This window comes from Paraburkholderia nodosa (assembly GCF_001718195.1).
In the GTDB taxonomy this organism is placed as follows: Bacteria; Pseudomonadota; Gammaproteobacteria; order Burkholderiales; family Burkholderiaceae; genus Paraburkholderia; species Paraburkholderia nodosa_A.
On the sequence record NZ_MCNV01000013.1, the window covers coordinates 1 to 18,789 of the forward strand.

19 protein-coding genes and 1 pseudogene are annotated in these 18,789 nt (G+C 63.2%); 5 read left to right on the forward strand and 15 right to left on the reverse strand.

Annotated elements, in window-relative coordinates; genetic code table 11:
* From BFD71_RS21655 to BFD71_RS21715, 13 genes are all read right to left on the reverse strand, one after another.
* A partial coding sequence (locus tag BFD71_RS21655) for a helix-turn-helix domain-containing protein (protein ID WP_141710760.1) occupies positions 1-214 on the reverse strand: 214 nt, incomplete at its 3' end.
* Positions 215-383: 169 nt separating this feature from the next.
* Complete coding sequence (locus tag BFD71_RS21660) at positions 384-1,079, reverse strand: flagellar basal body L-ring protein FlgH (RefSeq protein ID WP_083245386.1); 696 nt, start codon at positions 1,077-1,079, stop codon at positions 384-386.
* A 129-nt stretch (positions 1,080-1,208) separates the two neighbouring features.
* Positions 1,209-2,030: a hypothetical protein gene (locus BFD71_RS21665; RefSeq protein ID WP_069266371.1), complete on the reverse strand. Its 822-nt coding sequence runs from the start codon at positions 2,028-2,030 to the stop codon at positions 1,209-1,211.
* Positions 2,031-2,044: 14 nt separating this feature from the next.
* A complete protein-coding gene (locus tag BFD71_RS21670) occupies positions 2,045-2,290 on the reverse strand; it encodes a DUF6726 family protein (RefSeq protein ID WP_141710761.1) in 246 nt (81 codons plus the stop codon).
* On the reverse strand, positions 2,287-2,472 hold the full coding sequence (locus BFD71_RS21675; protein ID WP_069266372.1) for a hypothetical protein: 186 nt from the start codon (positions 2,470-2,472) through the stop codon (positions 2,287-2,289). The genes BFD71_RS21670 and BFD71_RS21675 overlap by 4 nt, the downstream gene beginning before the upstream one ends.
* 399 nt (positions 2,473-2,871) lie before the next feature.
* Complete coding sequence (locus tag BFD71_RS21680; protein WP_069266373.1) at positions 2,872-3,771, reverse strand: hypothetical protein; 900 nt, start codon at positions 3,769-3,771, stop codon at positions 2,872-2,874.
* 174 nt (positions 3,772-3,945) lie between these two features.
* Positions 3,946-4,710 (reverse strand): FadR/GntR family transcriptional regulator, encoded by a 765-nt coding sequence (locus tag BFD71_RS21685; protein ID WP_256094849.1) that lies wholly within the window; start codon positions 4,708-4,710, stop codon positions 3,946-3,948.
* Positions 4,711-4,727: 17 nt separating this feature from the next.
* The gene (gene arfA / locus BFD71_RS21690) at positions 4,728-6,239 is read right to left on the reverse strand and encodes an arabinosylfuranosidase ArfA (RefSeq protein ID WP_069266375.1); all 1,512 of its coding nucleotides are present in this window, start codon (positions 6,237-6,239) and stop codon (positions 4,728-4,730) included.
* Positions 6,240-6,313: 74 nt separating this feature from the next.
* Positions 6,314-7,645, reverse strand: coding sequence for an extracellular solute-binding protein (locus tag BFD71_RS21695; protein ID WP_069266376.1), 1,332 nt, complete (start codon positions 7,643-7,645; stop codon positions 6,314-6,316).
* Positions 7,646-7,759: 114 nt separating this feature from the next.
* Complete coding sequence (locus tag BFD71_RS21700) at positions 7,760-8,623, reverse strand: carbohydrate ABC transporter permease (RefSeq protein WP_069266377.1); 864 nt, start codon at positions 8,621-8,623, stop codon at positions 7,760-7,762.
* Positions 8,620-9,546, reverse strand: a complete 927-nt coding sequence (locus tag BFD71_RS21705; RefSeq protein WP_083245387.1) for a carbohydrate ABC transporter permease — start codon at positions 9,544-9,546, stop codon at positions 8,620-8,622. Before BFD71_RS21705 ends, BFD71_RS21700 begins: the two co-directional genes overlap by 4 nt.
* Positions 9,536-10,624: an ABC transporter ATP-binding protein gene (locus BFD71_RS21710; RefSeq protein WP_069266378.1), complete on the reverse strand. Its 1,089-nt coding sequence runs from the start codon at positions 10,622-10,624 to the stop codon at positions 9,536-9,538. The genes BFD71_RS21705 and BFD71_RS21710 overlap by 11 nt, the downstream gene beginning before the upstream one ends.
* Before the next feature lie 460 nt (positions 10,625-11,084).
* The gene (locus BFD71_RS21715; protein ID WP_069266379.1) at positions 11,085-12,056 is read right to left on the reverse strand and encodes an AraC family transcriptional regulator; all 972 of its coding nucleotides are present in this window, start codon (positions 12,054-12,056) and stop codon (positions 11,085-11,087) included.
* A 94-nt stretch (positions 12,057-12,150) separates the two neighbouring features.
* On the opposite strand from BFD71_RS21715, the gene BFD71_RS21720 reads away from it, so the two are divergent.
* Positions 12,151-12,984, forward strand: coding sequence for an oxidoreductase (locus tag BFD71_RS21720; protein WP_069266380.1), 834 nt, complete (start codon positions 12,151-12,153; stop codon positions 12,982-12,984).
* Positions 12,985-13,008: 24 nt separating this feature from the next.
* Here BFD71_RS21720 and BFD71_RS21725 read toward each other — a convergent pair whose 3' ends face one another.
* On the reverse strand, positions 13,009-13,317 hold the full coding sequence (locus BFD71_RS21725) for a DUF4148 domain-containing protein (protein ID WP_069266381.1): 309 nt from the start codon (positions 13,315-13,317) through the stop codon (positions 13,009-13,011).
* 138 nt (positions 13,318-13,455) lie between these two features.
* Here BFD71_RS21725 and BFD71_RS21730 point away from each other — a divergent pair, with 138 nt between their 5' ends.
* The 3 genes and pseudogenes from BFD71_RS21730 (at position 13,456) to BFD71_RS40680 (ending at position 15,341) form a co-directional block, all read left to right on the forward strand.
* The gene (locus tag BFD71_RS21730; protein WP_069266382.1) at positions 13,456-13,692 is read left to right on the forward strand and encodes a hypothetical protein; all 237 of its coding nucleotides are present in this window, start codon (positions 13,456-13,458) and stop codon (positions 13,690-13,692) included.
* Positions 13,686-14,076: pseudogene (locus BFD71_RS42250) on the forward strand (PaaI family thioesterase); the annotation flags it as partial. The gene BFD71_RS21730 and the pseudogene BFD71_RS42250, both read left to right, overlap by 7 nt.
* Before the next feature lie 1,049 nt (positions 14,077-15,125).
* Entirely contained in the window at positions 15,126-15,341 is a 216-nt protein-coding gene (locus tag BFD71_RS40680) for a hypothetical protein (RefSeq protein WP_141710762.1), read from the forward strand.
* Between the two features lie 469 nt (positions 15,342-15,810).
* Here BFD71_RS40680 and BFD71_RS21740 read toward each other — a convergent pair whose 3' ends face one another.
* Complete coding sequence (locus BFD71_RS21740) at positions 15,811-17,415, reverse strand: metallophosphoesterase family protein (protein ID WP_256094850.1); 1,605 nt, start codon at positions 17,413-17,415, stop codon at positions 15,811-15,813.
* Positions 17,416-17,456: 41 nt separating this feature from the next.
* On the opposite strand from BFD71_RS21740, the gene BFD71_RS21745 reads away from it, so the two are divergent.
* A complete protein-coding gene (locus BFD71_RS21745) occupies positions 17,457-18,524 on the forward strand; it encodes a purine-nucleoside phosphorylase (RefSeq protein ID WP_069266385.1) in 1,068 nt (355 codons plus the stop codon).
* The last annotated feature ends 265 nt before the right edge of the window (positions 18,525-18,789 follow it).

Below are 18,789 nucleotides of genomic sequence, written 5' to 3' on the forward strand. Positions count from 1 at the left end.
GTATGGTGCGCGCCGGACTCTGCAGGGGCCGGCGCGAGCGGTCCGCCAACGCCGTGGCGCCGTCATCCTGTGCATGCCGGGCAAGCCACTTGTAGCCGGTCTTCGGGCTGATGCCGAAACGCCGGCATAGTTCACGCCGGTTGGCGCCGTCCTGCAGGGCCAGATTCACGAATTCCAGACGCAGGTTCATGGTGTTTCTCGGGTTCCAGGGCATGAACGGCTCCAGGCGAATCACTCGCCCGAAGTGTTACCCATGTCCCCGCACACCTGTTACCCATGTCTCCGGTCCATACACCGCCGCAAAGAAAGTAGGTGCCGCCCCGCACAGGGGCAACGCATGCATACCGACGCGAAAACAAGAAAACAACAAAACACAAAAACAATCAAAACGTCAGCACACTAAGAAACATACGCTGCAACCACCCAACAGTAGTCGCGTCATTCAGCAACCCACGCCCCACCTGCTCGATCCGGGCATTGGCAATCTTCCCCGACTCAACGTAATTATCGGCTTCGACATCGTTAGGATTAACGATCCCGGAAAGCCGCAACCGTTGATGCTCACCGCTCATTGCGATGATCTTCTCGCCGGACACAACCAGATTACCCGTAGGCGTCTTGCTGATGACCGTGACGGCCAGCGTGCCGGTCATGTCGCTCGAAAGCGTGTGACTGCCGCTGCCGTTGAACGAGGTCGAAGCCGAGCCGATATTGAACAGGCGCGCAAGTCGCGCCGCCGCGCCGGTCGACTGGTCGGCGGCCGTGGCCGTGATGTTGCTGTCGCGCTTCGCAGCCGCATTCGCGACATCGTTGCCGCTATAGGTTTCGGAAAGCCGGATTGTGAGCACGTCGCCGATTCGCTGCGCCCGCGGTGTTTCGTACAGCGAGATGGCGGTGCCCGACTGATAGATCGCGCCGCTGGTGTTGACGTTCAGCAGCGGTTCCGCGAGCGGCGGCGTCATCGGCGTGTTGACGATCGACTCCGGCGTCGCGCAGCCAGCCAGCGCCGCGCCGAGCGACGCGCACAGCAACACGTACCGCAAGCTTTTCGAACGAGTCGTCCGGCATGCGCTGGACATTGAGGATTCCGATTGATCGTAGGGCATGGCGGTGGGGCGGGTGCAAGAGTGATTCATCGGATTTGGCGAATTCAGCGAAGTCAGCAGATTCGTCGAGTTCGTTCGGGCGACGGGTTGGCGCGCATCGTTTCAGCCTTCGTCGAACTGGCTCAGCTTGAGCGTCTTCTCGCTGCCTTTGCCGCGCAGCGTGGCGGGCTTGAGCAGGTAGGTGAGCGTCGCGCGCTGGCTGTCGGGCAGCAGGCAGATGGTGATCGTGCTCGATGCGTTCTCCCACACGAGCAGCGGCAGCGAAGACGCGCCGAGCACGCGCGGCGCGCCGTAGCGCGAGGCGAGCAGATTGCGCAGGTCGAATGCCGTTGTCGAGTCCACGACGAACGACATTTCATAGAGCCGCAGCGGGTCGCCCGCCGATGCGTGCGCAAAGCGCAGGATATGGTCCACCGCGGGCACGCCGTCCACGACGGCGCGCGAGGGCGTCCAGCCTTGCGCCGTATGGTGAGCCCACCGGCAAGCGACCGTCTGGCTCGTGTAACTCTTGACCATCATGCCGATGTCGCTGCCTGCGATGTCGGTCTCGCAAAGCAGTTCGCTCTCGTGCGGCGTTGCGCGCACCATGTCCGTTTGTCGCAGCGCGCTCAGCGGCGTACCGAGCACAATGCCGCGAAACGCAAAGGGCGATTCATCCGGCGCCGGAACGCGCGGACGGGTGGGCGGTGAAACGGGCGACGGCCGCCGTTTTCTCGCCGGCGCCGCGGGCGGTTTCGCTGCGCTTGCCTCATGCACCGCGTTCGCGGTAATCAATGCGCTCGGCGGGCTCGCCGGCGCAGGGGCCTGCGGCGCGACGTACATTTGCACGCGCCCTTCGTAGTGCGTGTCCGCATGCGCGGGCGAGAGCGGCGCGGCCAGGCATGCGCCGCTCAAAGCGCAAGCGATCAATGACGCCCGTTTCATCGGCTAAACCTCGATCAGTCGACCGCCGCCGCGCACGCGTCGAACGGCACGGCTGCGGGATGGCCGACCAGCGGCACGATCTTCAGCGTGGCCGATGCGACCCGGCATGGAAAGGCCACCACGGCGCAGCCGTCGAGCGGCAGAGCCAGGCAGGCGAGGGCAATGGCCGACGCGGCGCGCGCCAGATGCGTTGACAACCGGGGTGTCAGGCACATGGGCGAGCGCTGCGTCGACGGCTCCCGTGACAGCGAAGTGGTCATGCCGAAGTGTTGATGTTGTGGCCGAGCGGACCGATCGGTGGGGCCGGATTCACGGTTTCCTGCTGCGGAAAGGGGTTACCGGCGGTACCTCCCGTGCTGGAGTTCCTGGTGTTGCGGTTTTCGCCCAGCGTCGTCAACGAGGACGTGTGCACGATGTTGCTCGAACCGATAGGGCTGGTCATGATGGGCCTCCTTGGCGCAATGGAACAAAAAAGGGGCGCGCCGAGAAGGGGGAAGCGCGCCCCGCCTTACGCCGATCGGGGGGCAATCGACGTGCGGCGAGGCAAATCTTCGCTTCCAGAGCGTGTGCATGAAGCGGGAATCAGCGTGGCCTTTGGCCAATCGCTTACGAGTCCTTCCAGGGGTATACGAATGTGCAAGTTTGAAAGGCGGGAATTCGGCGGGGAGCCGCTGACGAGGCGCAGAACTAGGCTGGAACCGAAGGAAATCCGCAAACGCGATTTGCGCGCGGCGTGTAAGGGGTGGGGAGGACGAGAAAGGTGAGGCGAGCGCACGTTCCCAGGCTGGCTGCCTGGCTCAGCAGCCTGGGTGAAAGAAAAATAAGGCGGAAGCAGGCGGCGTCAAACCCTCTTCATGCGTTCCCAGCCGTGCCGCACGGCCGCCTTGAATCTTTCCCAGCCGCTTTCCGGGTAGCGCGACTCCCAATTCTCGCGAGCACTCGGCTCAATGCCTTGCCAGTCGTGTCCGCGATACCGCTCATCCTGGCTGAGCGTTGCGCCGTGCTCGTAGGCTGCGCAATATTCTTCGTAGGACATGCCGGAGTCCGCGTAATTTGCGTCATAGTCTTTGCGGACTTCCGTCTCGTCGGATCCGTCGTCGAGCGGGGTGCCCATGACGGGATCCCCTACGAGGCCTCTCGCCGATGTCTGTGGCGCATTGGCCGTGCTCGATGTCCGTTCGGGTTCCGTCGCTGTGCGCGTCGAGACCTGCTGCATGCCGCTGACTACAGTTGGCACTGCAGATGAATAGGCCGCGTGACGTGTTTCGGCGGGCGCTTCGGGCGACGTCTGGTGAAAACTGCCGGCCGCGCGAGCCGTACTCCTGGAGGGTGCAATGCCCGACGAAGCTTGGTGCCAGGCACGGCTGCGTTCCTCGATGTCCGCTGCACCCGCGCTGCGCATCACATCGCGGGCCAGATTTACCTGCATTTCGGAAACGTCTGCACTGACGACGGTTCCGCCTCGACGGATGAACTCCCGGTAATCTTCGGTCACCGGCGGATACGCGCCGGGCGTGAAGAGCCGCGCGAACAAGCGTTCGAGTTGATCGAATACCGGCGTGCGTTGCTCAGTATCGCTCGCGCCCGCTGCATACACCCGCGGTCCTTTTTCCACCGGGGCCTCCATCGACATTGAGTAAATGGCGATATCGGCTTGCGCGACGCCTGCGTCGCCTAGTGCCTTTTGCGCGGAACATGCGCTCCCATAGCTGTCGTAGACGCCCAATACGGTTTGCCTCATGACTGTCTCCCTTCGCTTTCGACGGGCGGTGCCGCCGCGTACGAGGCGTGGGCGCAACGGTCATGCCCGATTGCGGAACTGGCGATACGGGCGATCTGGCACCCCGGGGAAGACGTCCGATTCAGGTGCAATCGGCACAACGCGGCAATCCATGCCAACGCGCGCCTGCGCTCGTCAAGGCGCGATCGTATAACGCAGGATCCGGTCGCGCGACTGCTCGAGCAGGCGCGTCATCGCAGCCGCCGCAGCGTCGGCTTCGCGCGCGACGATGTGCCGGCGCACGGCATCGTGCAGTTCGAGATCTTCGCTAGGTTTCGCGGCCTGGCGCTGCATCATTTCCGACGACACGCGCAGCGCGGCCTTGATGGCGTTGCCGATCGTGATGAACATGCCGTTTTGCGAGGCCGTGATGATGGCGAGGTGGAACTCGAGATTCGCGTCGGCGGCCGCGCGTATGTCCGAGGCGCCATGCTGGGCAGACTGGCCGTAAGCGCTAGCCAATTCCAGGTAGCGGCGCTCGATGATCTGGAAGGTCTCTTCCTTGCCGTGGCGTGCGGCGAGAAAGCTCGCGCGCGGCTCGAAGCAGATGCGCATTTCGAAGATGTCTTCGACGATCTTCGAGTCGAACTGCGCATTGAGGCGCCACGCGAGCACATCGCGGTCGAGCAGGTTCCAGTCGGAGAAGGGCAGGACACGTGTGCCGATCTTGGGCGAAACGGCAATGAGCCGTTTGCCCGCCAACTGCTTGATCGCTTCGCGCAGGGTGGTGCGGCTCACGCCGTACGCGCTGCACAGTTCGCTTTCGACCGGCAGCGCGTCGCCGGGCGCAAACTCGCCCGAGACCACGCGCATGCCGATAATCTTGGCGATCTGCGTTGTTATATTGCCAACGATCGGTTCGCGCTCGAACATCACTTCCCCTTCATGGACGTCGTGCACAGCGTGTCCGTGCTGTGTTATCGGGCGGTCGTCACAATCACGTTCCACGAGCCCGGTTTGAGCTTCGCGCGCACGCGTTCCCCCTCGACCGTCACGGCGTTGTTCACTGCCGGCGCCACCGTCGTTGGCGCTTCCACCGTGTTCACCGCTTTCATGTTGGCATGATACAACTCGAGCGCGTGATCGAGCGTACGTTCCTTGCCGAGCCCGCGCAGCTCGACATCGAGTTCCATTTCGTCGCTCAGGTGGCGGTTGAGCGCGAAGAGGGTCGTCGTGCCCGTGACGCGATCGTCCACCACCGCTGCGCAAAGATAGGGGATCTCCGGAAAGGTTTCCGCTTCATAGGTGGGAGAATCGATCACCGGTTTGAGCACGCGGCCATGGCCGAATTTCGAGGCCTGAGCGAACGGATGGAAGATGGTCTGGCGCCACGCGCGGCCGCCAGGCTCCGTCATGATCGGCCCGATTACGTTGACGAGTTGTGCGAGACAGGCGGTCTTCACGCGGTCCGAATTGTTCATCATGGTGATCAGCGCGCCGCCCACCACGAGCGCGTCTTCGTGGTTGTAGACCTCCTCGATCAGCCGTGGCGCCTCGGGCCAGCCCGGCTTGCGCAGGTCGTTGATGGTGCGCGCCTTGTACCAGACATTCCATTCGTCGAATGAAAGCATGATGCGCTTGGACGAATGCTTGCGCGCGGCCACGCTGTCCGCCACCGAGACGATTTCCTTGATGAACAGATCCATCACTTCGATGTTGCCGAAGAATTCCGCGGTCGAATCGCGCCGGTTCTCGAAGTAAGTATGTAGCGAAATGAAATCGACCTGCTCGAAGCAATGGTCGAGCACGCGGTCCTCCCACGCGCCGTAGGTGGGCATTTCGTGCGTGGAGGAACCGCACGCGGCGAGCTGAATGGTCGGGTCGACCGAGCGCATGAGCTTGGCCGTCTCGAGCGCGGCGCGCCCATATTCTTCGGCGGTCTTGCGGCAGATCTGCCACGGGCCGTCCATTTCATTGCCGAGACACCAGAATTTGATGTCGTGGGGCTGTTCATAGCCGTGCTCGCGGCGCAGGTCGGAGAGCGCCGTGCCGCCTGGATGATTGCAGTATTCGACGAAGCGACGCGCTTCGTCGGGGCCGCGCGTGCCGAGGTTCACGCCGTACATGGGTTCGATGTCGAGCGAGCGGCACCATTCGATGAATTCGTTCGTGCCGAACTGGTTGGTTTCGGTGGAGTACCACGCAAGATCGAGCCGGCGCGGGCGTTTTTCGCGCGGTCCCACGCCGTCTTCCCAGTTGTAGCCCGAGAGGAAATTGCCGCCAGGGTAACGCACGATCGTCGGGCCGAGTTCGCGCGTGAGCGCCATCACGTCCTTGCGGTAGCCGCGCTCGTCGGCGTCCGGATGGCCGGGCTCGAAGATGCCGGTATAGACGCAGCGGCCCATGTGCTCGACGAAGACGCCGAACAGGCGCCGGTCTAGCTCGGAAATGACGAAGTCGCGGTCGACGATGAGGCGGGAAGCGATCATGGTGTTCCTCTATCCATCCTGTAGCGGTGTGAAGTGAGGCGGCCGCGCCGCGTGGGCGCGGACCTCCGGTGGCGTTATCGCGCGAGCAGGGCGTTGGTGCGTTGTTCGGCTTCCTTCTGCACGTCGGCGACCGACTTGCCGGTCGAGAGCATGTTGCTGATCTCTTCGCCCACGATCTGCTGGATCGCGAACTGGCGCGGCACCGTGTTCGGCAGTGCGTAACCGGTGGTGGAGATTTCCTTGATTTCGGCGCGATGCGGCAGCGCGTTGAACGTGGCGCTCGTGATGATCGACTGGCGCGCGGGCAGATGGCCGGTGCGCGCCCAGTCGCCATCGTGGTCGTAAAGGAACTTGAGGAAGACGAGCGCGGCGTGGCGCGTCTTTTCGTCCTTCGCGCCGCCCTTGAGCATGACCCACGAATGGCCGTCTGCCCAGACCGCCTTCTTCTGATACAGATTCGGGAACGGCACCACGTCGTAGCCATTCGCGAGCGGGGAATCGGGCTTCTTCGCGAGATTCGTGAAGTCCTCGATCATCCACGTGCCGACCATCAGCACGCCGGCCTTGCCGTTCTCGAACGCCTGGTTGGCGGCGCCATAGTCGAGCCCCGGTGTGACGTCTCCCGCCTTCATGAGCTTGTCGTAGAGCGTGAGCGCGTTGGCGGCTGCCGGCGTGTGCATGTCGATCTTCGTCGGGCCGGCGGGGAACAGCGTGCCATTTTGCTGATAGACCCACGTGTCGAACGTGCGCGTTTGCGCGGCCGATTCATTGGCGATCGGCACGGCGAAGTAGGGCAGACCCGTCTTGTCCTTGAACTGCTTCGCCTGCGCGAGCAGTTCGTCGGGCGTTTTCGGCAGGATGGGCTTGCCGCTCGCGTCGACGAGTCCCGCCTTCTTGAACAGGTTGACGTTGATGTGCCAGAGCCACGAATGCGTGTCGAACGGCAGCGCATAGGTCTTACCGCCGAACGTCACGGCGCGGTGGGCCTGGGGCGTGAAATCGTTGGTGTCCACGCCGACCGACTTGAAGCCGTCGTCGAGCGGCTCGACCAGATTGCGCTTCACGTAGTCGCCCAGGACCGCCTCGTGCATGACCGAGATGGTCGGCACGTCGCGGCTCAGAATGCGCGCATCGATCTGCGTATAGTAGGGCGCCCACTCGATGATCTGCGGCTTGACGACGATGTCTTCCTTATTCGTCGCGTTGAACTGGTTCACGAGCGTCGTGATGATGCCGCATTCGCCCGAGGCCTGGCTCACGTCATTGACCTTGCCGTATTCGGCGTCGCACGCGCCGAAAAAGCGTGACAGTGTGATTTCCGTTTTGGCGTGGGCCGGCGCGGTCAAGGTCGCCGCGAGGCCGAGCGCAGCCAGCGTGAGTACGCCGCGCACCAACGATCTTCTCATGTCTCTCTCCTGTGCTAGACCCCGCTGGCGCGTTGTTCACGTGCTACCAGTGGATCGTTTGTTTGTACTGCGAATCAATGGGCGACCGGCCGATGTATGGTTCGGTGTCACCGCCTACCGAACTGCGGTGCCGGCTACGGCCGCCACGATGTACTTCTGGAAGAACAGATACAGCACGAAGATGGGCAAGCCGGCGAAGACGGCCTGCGCCATGAGGTAGCCGATGCCCTCGGACTGCGCGAAATTGCCTTGCGTGGAGGCGAGCCCGATCGTCAGCGTGTACATCTCTGGCTTGGACGCGGAGACGAGCGGCCAGAGATAGTCGTTCCACGCACTGAGAAACGTGAAGATGGCGAGCGTAGCCTGCGCCGGCAGCGAAAGCGGCAGCACGACGCGCCAGAACACCTTGAAGCGCGAGGCATTGTCGAGCAAGGCGGCCTCCTCGATCTCGATGGGCACGGCCTTGAAGTACTGCGTCATGAGATAGACGCCGAACGGCGAGGCAAGGCGCGGCAGGATCAGCGCGCCATAGGTGTTGTGCCAGTCGAGCGTGGCGAAGATATGGTGCAGCGGAATCACGAGCGCCTGTTCGGGCACCGCGAGTCCGCAGAGGCAAAGCACGTAGATATAACGCTTGCCGGGAAACTCGGTGCGCGCGAAGCCATAGCCAGCGAGCGAGGCGATCACGAGCGTGAGCAGCGTCTGGCCGATCGAAACGATGAGGCTGTTAACGAGCCACCCGCCCACCGCCGAGGTATTGAGGATGTTCGTGTAGTTCTGCAGCGTGAAGGGCGGCGAGAAGAGCACGTCGGTGTGCCGTTCGAGAAATGCATTCGGCTTGAACGAGAGGCACAGCACCCAGACGAGCGGGGTGATCCAGAAAAGCGCGAGCACGACCACGGCGCCCAGCATCAGGCGGTCGCCCATGCGGCCCGTCAGCGAACCGCGGGAGCGGGTTTCGAAAGCGAGCGTGCTCATGCCCTCTCCTTCTTGCGCAGAAGCCAGGCCTGTGCAACCACGCCGATCAGCATCAGCGCGAACAGCACTTGCGCGGCGGCGGCGGAATAGCCGAACGACCATTGGCGGAAGCCGGTTTCGTAGATGAATTGCACGAGCGGTCGCGTGGAATTGTTCGGGCCGCCGTCCGTGAGCAACTGGGCCTGGCCGAACAACTGAAACTGCAGCACGGCTTCGATCACCGCCACGAGCGCGACGGTGCGCCAGATGGAAGGCAACGTGATGTTCGTGAACGTGCGCCAGCGCGAGGCGCTGTCGAGCGCCGCGGCCTCGTAGAGTTCCTGCGGAATCTGCTGGAGCGCGGCCAGGAACAGCATCATCGGCAGGCCCATGATCCACCAGACCGTGACGACGGCGATGGCGGGCAGCGCGGTGGCCTCGTGCATCAACGGAACGAATTCCGGCAAATGGAGCGCGTGGCTCAGGTCGGCGAGCAGGCCGTTGCCGGGCATCATCACGAGTTTCCAGACCAGCGTGACGATTGTGACCGATAACACGGAAGAGCCGAAAAAGAGCGCGCGCAGCGCGGCGCCGAAGCGCCCTGGCCGGTTCAGCACCAGCGCGAGCGCGAGGCCGAGCAGCACGAACACGGGAGCCGTGAGGATGACGAAGTAGAACGTGTTGCACAGCGCGCCGCGGAAGATCGGGTCGAGGGTGAGGTCGAGATAGTTGCGAACGCCGATGAATTCGCTCGTGCCGGCGAGCAAATCCACGCGTTGCAGGCTGAGCCACCAGCCAAAGCACAGCGGAACGATCAGCAACAGGACGTAGACGATCACGAAGGGCAGCACGAACAGCGCGTTGGACCACGGCGCCCGCAGGTTGCGCCGCCGGCCCTTGCGCGATTGCGGAAGCCGCATGGCGAGCGAGCGGTTAGAGGCCATGCCAGGCCTTGCCAGTTTCATCGAACACATGCAGGTGGGCTGCGTCGAGACTCATGCGGATGGTGTCGCCCGTCTCGATTTCGAGCTCGCGTGCGCGCGGCAATTCGGCCACGAGCAATTGACCGTTGGGCATGCTCACATGCGCGAGCGAGCGGTCGCCCAGCCGTTCGATGACTTCGGCGCGGCCGACCAGCGGCCCTTGCGGGTCCAGCAGCACGTGTTCGGCACGCACGCCCAGCGTGAGCTTGCCTGCTGGCAGCCTCGCCGCGGCAATCGCGGTGGGCGCCTCAACGCCATCGAACGGCAGAGCGACGATTAGCCGGCCGCCGTTGTCGCCAACGCGCTCGACATTGATGAAGTTCATGGCCGGCGTGCCGATGAAGCCCGCGACGAAGCGCGTGGCGGGCCGCTTGTAGATGTCGAGCGGTGCGCCGATCTGCTCGATACGCCCGCGGTTCATGACGACGATGCGCGTGGCGAGCGTCATGGCCTCCACCTGATCGTGCGTGACGAACACCATGGTGGAGTGCAGGCGCTGATGAATGCGCGCGAGCTCGAGCCGCGTGCGGGTGCGCAACGCGGCGTCGAGGTTGGAGAGTGGCTCGTCGAAGAGAAATGCTTCGGGTTCCTTGACGACGGCGCGGCCGATGGCGACGCGCTGGCGCTGGCCGCCCGAAAGCTGGGCAGGGCGGCGCTGCAGCAGCGGGCTGAGTTCGAGCATGCGCGCGGCCTCGTTGATGCGCTGGTCGACTTCGCCCGCGCTCACGCCGGTATTGCGCAGGCCGAACGCCATGTTGTCGTACACGGTCATGTGTGGGTAGAGCGCGTAGTGCTGGAACACCATCGCCACGCCGCGCTTGCCTGGCGGCTGGTCGTTCACGCGCCGCTCGCCAATGTTGATCTGACCGTCGCTCACGGTTTCGAGGCCGGCGATCATGCGCAGCAAGGTGGATTTCCCGCAACCCGAAGGGCCGAGGAAGACGAGGAACTCACCGGATTGAATGTCGAGGTCGAGGCCGGTGATCACCTCGGTTTCGCCATACCGCTTCGTTACGCCGCTCAGTCGGATGCCCGTCACGGTGCCTCCTGTGGAGTAGTCTCGTACCGCCGCATTCAGTGCGTTGATATTATGAAAAGAGTGGCGTGCTAACCCATTCGTGTAAACACTTAATCATTCGACGTCCCAAATAATGGGTTTATGCGTATTGCGTCGAAGAGGAGGGTGATTGCGCGCGCGTATTCGCGAGGCAAAAAAATACCCGCACGAGGCGGGCAAGAGGTTTGAGGAGACACCAAGAGAGGACGCAGGGGCGCCCTCGATGCAAACTGTAGCCTGTGCCGCGGCATTCCACACCTATCAGAACGGAGAGGGCTAGCGAAATGTCTGCGTAAGTAGATCGCGTGAATATTAATTTGGAATACTGAGAGCATTAATGCGGAAACGGGATCTGCTGGAACATCCGTGACAGAGCGCGGGCTCTGCCCGTTGACATCGTTTCCGCAACGTTGTCGCCCATTAAGCCCAAAGCGAGCCAGACTCAATGCGACGAAACATATATCGCATCCGCTAACGGCTCCGGAATGGCAAAGCTCGCGCGCATCCGCTTCGTTTCCGCTGCAGGCGTCAGGCCGAAGAGTCTTTTGAACTCCCTGCTGAACTGGGATGCACTTGTGTAACCCACTGCGAGGCTCGCTGCTTCGGCGGTCAGGTCCTGGCGGAGCATCAACAGACGAGCCTGATGCAAACGCGTCGACTTGACGTACTGCATAGGCGAAACCTGTGTGATCGCCTTGAAGTGGCTATGGAAGCTCGGAACGCTCATGCCCGCTTCTTGCGCCAACTGCATCACGTCCAGCGGCTTTGCATAGCCGGCATGGATCAGGCGTAGCGATCTGCCAATTCGGCCGAACTGACCGCGCATCGCCAAAGCCTCGCGCATCGAACCGCCTTGTGCGCCTGTGAGCACCCGGAAATAGAGTTCGCGCAGCAGGCACGGGCCCAATACTGCGGCTTCGAGAGGCCGATGCATCGCTTCGAGCAAGCGCAGCACAGATACCTGCATTGCGTCATCCATCCGCGTCGACATCATGCTTTGGGGCGCTTGCACGTGCCCGGTTACGCCTTCGCGATCGATCTGTACCGCCAGTTCCGCGGCCAGCGTGAAATCGAGATGCAAGTAGAGCGCAAGCAATGGCCGCTGCTCGGTCGCATCGGTTTCCATGCTGAACGGAACCGGCACGGACACGGCGAGATAGTGCTGTTCGTCGTACAGGTAGAGATGGTCGCCGAAATAGCCTCGCTTGCTTCCCTGGCAAACGATCACGATGCCGGGGTCGTAGAGCACCGGTGTGCGTGACAGCGGCCGGTTCGAACGCAGAATACGCACGCCGGGCAGCGCGGTGAGGTTGTAGCCCTCTTCGGGCGCCAACGCGCGAAGCAACGCAATGATGCGCTTGCGGCTGCGGGACGGGAGGTCGGGATTGTGGGTAGAGGCCCGCTTCGTGATCATAGTTTTAGGCAAGAAAAATAGCGGAATTTGGCTTTGCTCGCTCCGCGCGTCAGACTAGTATGCACTCACCAGCCAACATTCGGGAGAAGCTTCAATGGAGTCCAGCAAAATTCTGCTCATCACTGGCGTAAGCAGCGGCTTTGGCCGCGCGCTTGCGCAAGAGGCGCTTGTGGCAGGTCACAAAGTCGTCGGTACCGTGAGAAGTGTGGAGGCGAAGCGCGAGTTCGAGTCTCTCTCTGCGGATTGCGCATTCGCACGCGTGCTCGATGTGACCGACTTCGATGCGATCGACGGTATCGTCGAGGAAATCGAGGCGAGCGTCGGGCCGGTCGACGTGTTGGTCAATAACGCCGGCTACGGGCATGAAGGCGTCATGGAAGAATCGCCGCTGGCCGAAATGCGCAGACAGTTCGACGTCAATGTGTTTGGCGCTGTCGCCATGATGAAGGCGGTTCTGCCGTTCATGCGTGCGCGCAGGCGTGGCCACATTCTGAACATCACGTCGATGGGCGGCTATATCACCATGCCGGGCATCAGTTATTACTGCGGGAGCAAGTTCGCACTGGAGGGCATTTCCGAGGCGCTGGGTAAAGAGGTCAAGGCTTTGGGCATCGCGGTGACAGCCGTCGCGCCTGGCTCCTTCCGCACCGACTGGGCCGGTCGCTCGATGCAACGGACGCCGCGTTCGATCCCGGATTACGACACGATATTCGACCCTGTCCGCAAAGCGCGCGAGGAGAAAAGCGGCAAACAACTGGGCGATCCCCAAAAGGCTGCACGCGCGATGCTTGCCGCAATAGCCGCGGACCACCCGCCCGCGCATCTTTTGCTCGGTAGCGATGCTCTGGGGCTCGTGAGGGACAAGCTGTCGGCGCTGGAAGACGAAATTCGTGCCTGGGAGAGCGTGACGGTCTCGACTGACGGCTGAAGATTGCCGGTGTATCGGGGCTTCTCACCCGGCTTGAGACTGCCGGCACTCCGTTGCAAACCACTGCTCGACCCGGTGCTGCGCCACTTGTAGATCCTCGGGGTAGTACGGGTCGTTCCATGGTGACGGGGCGTAGCCTGCCTTCCTCAACGCTGCAACCTCGCTTTGGTGTTGCGCCATCGTCGGAGGCGCGTTGCTCCTGAGTGCGGCGAGGTCACGGCACTCCGTTGCGCTCAGATGTGGCCCGCCTGGTGGGACGCCGCCGGCGGCACATCCAGCCAGCTGGAGCGCCAGCGCCGTCAGCATGAAGCGGTTTTTCGGGCGGCGTTCCATGGCGCATCTCCACGCGTGCGATTGGCGCGACGAGCGGTGCCACCCGTCGCGCGTGATTTCCGCGTTTATTTTGCCTTAGACCAGTCGCGGGGGAGGCGCAGTAGATACCGAAAGACTCGCGAAGCCAATGAGGCAGAGTTGCGCCGCTTGATCGAGGAGGTCTCGGCGGGGCTGCCCGACGAACCCGGCGCGGTGCGCGACGACCGTGCGATCGCGCTGCTTGCGATGTTGTCGGGCGGAGTCACGCTGGCGCGCGCGGTGCCGGATCCGGCGCTGTCGAAGCGGATCGCCGACGCTGTCGAGCGATCTGCGGTCGCGCTGACTTCGGCGCGACGCAAGCAAGGACGACGACATAGCAATGTATTCCACCGATGACGTCTCTGGACGTCGATCCAGGCTATGTAAAGCTTTCAGCGCGCGGGGAAGCAACATTTCAACCCTCCTGGCGGCGTCCACGGCGGCTTCGCGGCAACGGTACTCGACTCCGCAACGGGCTGCGCAGTTCATTCGATGCTGGAAGCGGGCGTTGGATACGGCACGATCGATCTGCAAGTCTAGATGTTGCGACCCGTACCGATCGATCAGGATCTGGTGGCCGAGGCTCGCTCGGTCCACATCTCTCGAAACATCGCGACCTCGGAGGGTACATTGAAGTCCTTCGATGGAAAGCTGTTAGCGACCGCTACCGCAACCTGCTTTTCGAAGAGAGGGCACATCCCGGCTCAACCCATCGAGCCGGGCGTAAGCATCACTCGCTGATCCGGAAATACTCGCCTGGAACCACCCCAAGAAGCGGAAGATGCAACGGCAGCACCAACCCTGTCGCTATGACGCTTCGGCGTGGCAGCCGTCCTCGATCACTTGACCGGCCCGTTGGGGGTCAGGATCGGTGGTTCAATACCGCCCGTATCCACGGCGAAGCCGCCCCAGGGACCCGAACCGGGACTCGGGCCGACGTCACCCGGCGGGCCGTACTGGCTGCTGACCGGTATGGCGGCTGCCGTACTACGAGTGCCCGTGCCCGTGCCAACGGCGCCTGGCGGGCCGTAGCCGGTATCCGAGGTCGCCGTCGAGGAGGCGTTTGTGCTCCCGCCCGCACCCGCCCTCGGTTGGCCGTATGCTGCCGGCGCGGGGTGCGCGATGGAGTTCGGCGCGGTCCGGGGCATTACCGCGACTACGTTCTGCCTCATGCGCAGCCGGGCGAACATGCTTCCCAGGGCGCTGGCCGATGCCACGCCAGGGCCGCCAGCACTCGCATTACCACCGCCGGCGCCTCCACCTGCGCTACCCGTGCCCGAATTGCCTGCACCGGAGCTGCCTGCGCCAGAGCTGCCGGCACCGTGGCCGCCCCCTCCCGAACCCGCACCATTGCCACCCGAACCGGCGCCGGCGCCACCCGAACCGGCACCGGCGCCACCCGAACCGGCACCGGCGCCACCCGAACCGGCACCGCCGCCACCCGAACCGGCACCGGCGCCACCGGAGCCGGAACCGCTACCCCCCGAGCCCGCACCATTGCCGCCGGAGCCCGCACCCGCACCCGCACCCGCGCCCGCTCCCGCGCCGCCCGAACCGGCACCGGCACCACCGGAGCCGGAACCGCTGCCTCCCGAGCCCGCACCGTTGCCGCCTGACCCGGCACCATTGCCGCCGGAGCCCGCTCCCGATCCCGCACCTGCACCGTTGCCACCTACACCCGCACCGACGCCCGCACCGACCCCCGCGCCATTGCCACCCACGCCCGCACCCACGCCCGCACCGACGCCCGCACCGACGCCCGCACCGACGCCCGCACCGACGCCCGCACCGTGGCCGCCATTGCCGTTGCCATTGCCGTTGCCGTTGCCATTGCCATTGCCATTGCCATTGCCGTTGCCGTTGCCGTTGCCGTTGCCACCCACGCCTGCGCCTGCGCCAGCACCGTGGCCACCGCCGTTGCCGCCCGCGCCGCCACCGTGGCCGCCACCGCCGCCGCCGCCGCCGTTGCCACCCGCCGCTGCGTAAGCCGCACCGGACAGCGCTAAAGCCACCACCCATGTCGCCGTGTATTTCGTCGCTCGGTTCATCGTCCGCCCCTTTCTTCCTACAAACCGCTTCGAAAGTGCGCCGGTGCACGCTCGAATTCTGCGCGTAGGCCAGCAGCCGTCTCGCGCATACGATGTGCCACGATGAGCAGGGGAATCGATTCTAGTAAGGATAACTACGAAAAATACGATGCATCGCCCGATGCAGCCGCGCTCACCCTGGCGTTTCCTGGTACGGTGGGGTGTTTTCGCCGATGGCATTTTGAAGAATTGGCATCGGCAAAGTCTCCAGGCGTCATGTACGGATCTGACCACACGTCATGCGTGTGATCCCCGTCGAGGGGCGGGCTTGAATAAGAGTCTTTATCAATCGCCGGGACAGCATGAACCGTGCGCAGATTCCGGAGAAGAGGAACCTGGAGGAGCCACAGAATTCCTCAGAACACCGGGGCTGACGTTCCGATCGGCGTCAGAGTTTCCCGCTTTGCGCAAATTCGCGGATGCGCGTGGCGAGTGCCGGTATGCCAGCATTGCGGGCCACGTAGTGGGAAAGCTGGCGTGTGGCCAGATCGACGGTCACCTGGTCGTCGGGCGCTTTGGTATACGGTCCGTCGACGGCAGCGTGATATTCGATGCGCAACTGCGTGGCGTTTGCGACGATGCGCAAATAGCCGTAATTCTGGTCGTCGTAGTTTTCGATGACGACGGCATCGGTGGTCTTCGTTGCCGCCTGGATCAGCTGCGGTGCACGAAGCGGCGGTTGCCCGTTGGTGGTCAGTCGTTGTACGTTGTGTCCGCCGTTGCCGCACACGATGTACGGAATGTGGGTGCCGTCCGGACGCGTGCGAGTAAAGCGCTGATAGTTGTGCGCGTGTCCCGCAAGATCGGCATGAGGCCATACGCCCACCTCTTCGCATATCGCATCGATCTGCTGCTGCATCTCGATACTCCAGCCGTGACGTCCGCGAGCGACATACGGCGGATGATGATGCGCGAACAGTAATGCGCCCCTGTAGCCCTCCTTTTTCACCCGCGTCAACGCCGCCTTGAGAAACTTCAACTGGCTGTTGCCGATGTCGCTGTTCGAGATCACGCCAGGATCTTCGAGCGTATTGCTATACAACGCGATGATGCGCACGAACGGCGCTTCGAATGTAAAGAAGACGCCCGGCTGAATTTGCGCAGTACGTGAAAGATTGCCTGCATCGGGGGAGACCTGAAAGCAGTCGGAGCAGAAGTTTCGCAGAAACGCCTGCAAACTCTTTTCGTGCTGCAAAGGCGAGATCATCCCGTCATGATTGCCGGCAACGGCGAGGATCGGTGCGTGATAGTCGCGATAGGGTTCGTAGAACTGGTCGTAGTAGTACTGCGCTTCGCCGAAGCTGTAGACAATGTCGCCCAGCAGAAAGTTGAATTGCGGCACTTCGGCAGGATCGGTTTCGTCGAAGTCGCTGACCATCTTGTCGGAGACTTCGTTCTGCGTTTTGGGGCCGCGGGTACTGCCGCAATCGCCCGTCGAGTGAAAAACGATCTGTGCGTTCGCGTTGATCTGGTCGAGGACGGTCTGATCGTTGTCGATCACGTCCGCGAGTGTCAGGCGGGGCTCGACGCCGCCGCGCGGCGCAGGAAACGGAAGGGCCTTGAGTTTGTGCTCGCGGTTGAGTTCGTCGATCATCCGGTAGGCCGCCACATCGGAGGCGTGCCTGACGATGAAGGTTTGCGGATCTGGCGTTGGCTGCGGCTGCGAGAAGACGGGGGCGGCGAGAACGCGGCCGTTGCCGCCGTCACTGCCATTGCTGGCTGACGTTCGAACTGAGCGCTTCTTTGGCATGTTTTGTTTCCTCCGATCGCGGTTGAAAGGCGGGACCGCGTTTGACTGACGCGATCCCCTGCCGAATGCTCCGGGTGAGACGGTGGCTTGCGGGAGAGGTTCAGTCGTAGTCGTTGCAGGTCGTAACAGGCGATTTTTTTCTCCGCTTATACTCACTCTCGCCTGAATGGCGCATGCCCAGGTCCCACGCTGCACGCCGAGAAAAAACCACGACCTCCGTCGACAACACGGCACGCGATTCACGTTTCGTAACCGCGGTTCTTACATGACAGGTGGGACCTTTTATGCTAAATCGTGCTTTTGGCGCAGTGATTTCATCGTTGCTCGTGGCCGGCGCGGCCGCTGCACCTGCCATCGCGCATGCCGAAGACAGCTTCGCGCAGGACGACGACGCGTCGCATGGCCGAGCGGTCAAGGTGATGATCATTTCGATGTTCGGTCCGGAAGGGCAGGTGTGGCTCGATCATCTCGGACCGTGGCAGGACATCACCGTCGCGGGTCTGTCCCCCGATTACCCGGCCGTGCATTGCAACCGGCAGGATGTCTGCGTGATGACGACGGGCATGGGGCACGCGAACGCCGCCGCGTCGATCATGGCGCTGACGTTCTCGCCGCGTTTCGACTTGCGCCACACATACTTCATGGTGGCGGGCATCGCCGGTATCGATCCGCTTCAGGGGACCGTGGGTTCCGCTGCGTGGGCGAACTGGCTCGTCGACTTCGGGATTCAGTGGGAGATCGACGGACGCGAAATTCCGGCGGGCTGGAACACCGGCTATCTCGGCATCAACACGACGGGCCCGACGCAGAAGCCGCCGCTCGACTATCGTACCGAAGTGTTCCAGTTGAACCCCGCGCTCACGAAGGCGGCATTCGCGCTGTCTCGCAACGTGACGCTCACCGACGACGCCCAGGCGCAGGCCGCGCGCGCCAGGTACAGCTATGCACCCGCGAACCGTCCGCCGAGCGTGATCCAGTGCGACACGCTCGCGGGCGACACCTGGTGGTCAGGCACCGACCTCGGCGAGCGAGCGCGGCAATGGACGAAGATCCTGACCGACGGCAAGGGCACCTATTGCACGACGCAGCAGGAGGACAACGCCACCTTCGAGGCGCTGACACGTGCGGCAAACGTGCATCGCGTCGACCTGAATCGCGTCGCGGTGCTGCGCGCCGGCTCGGACTTCGACCGGCCGTATGCGGGCCAGTCGAGCGCCGATAATCTGCTCAACTACGCGTCGCAAGGCGGCTTCACGATCGCGATCGATAATCTGTTCCTCGCGGGCAATCCGCTGGTTCAGGACATCGTCACGCATTGGGGCGAGTGGCGCAACGGCGTACCGCAGCGGTAACGCATTTGAGGTGCGGTGACGCGGGCCGGGTGCCGGCCCGCGCACGCATCGCGTGTCTGCGCCATTGATTCATGTGCTGCGTCGTGGGCGGTGGTCACGTGTAAACCAGCGCAGGCGGGTGGCGTCTTGCGGCACCGGCTCAACTTTCTTCATCTATCCAGGCATTCTTTCGGATGCCTTTCCATTGGCGCGCCACAACCCGGCGGGAATATTCGAGGTGCCTTCTCGTTTACGCAGGACGCGAGTCGCGCGAAGCAACGCTGCG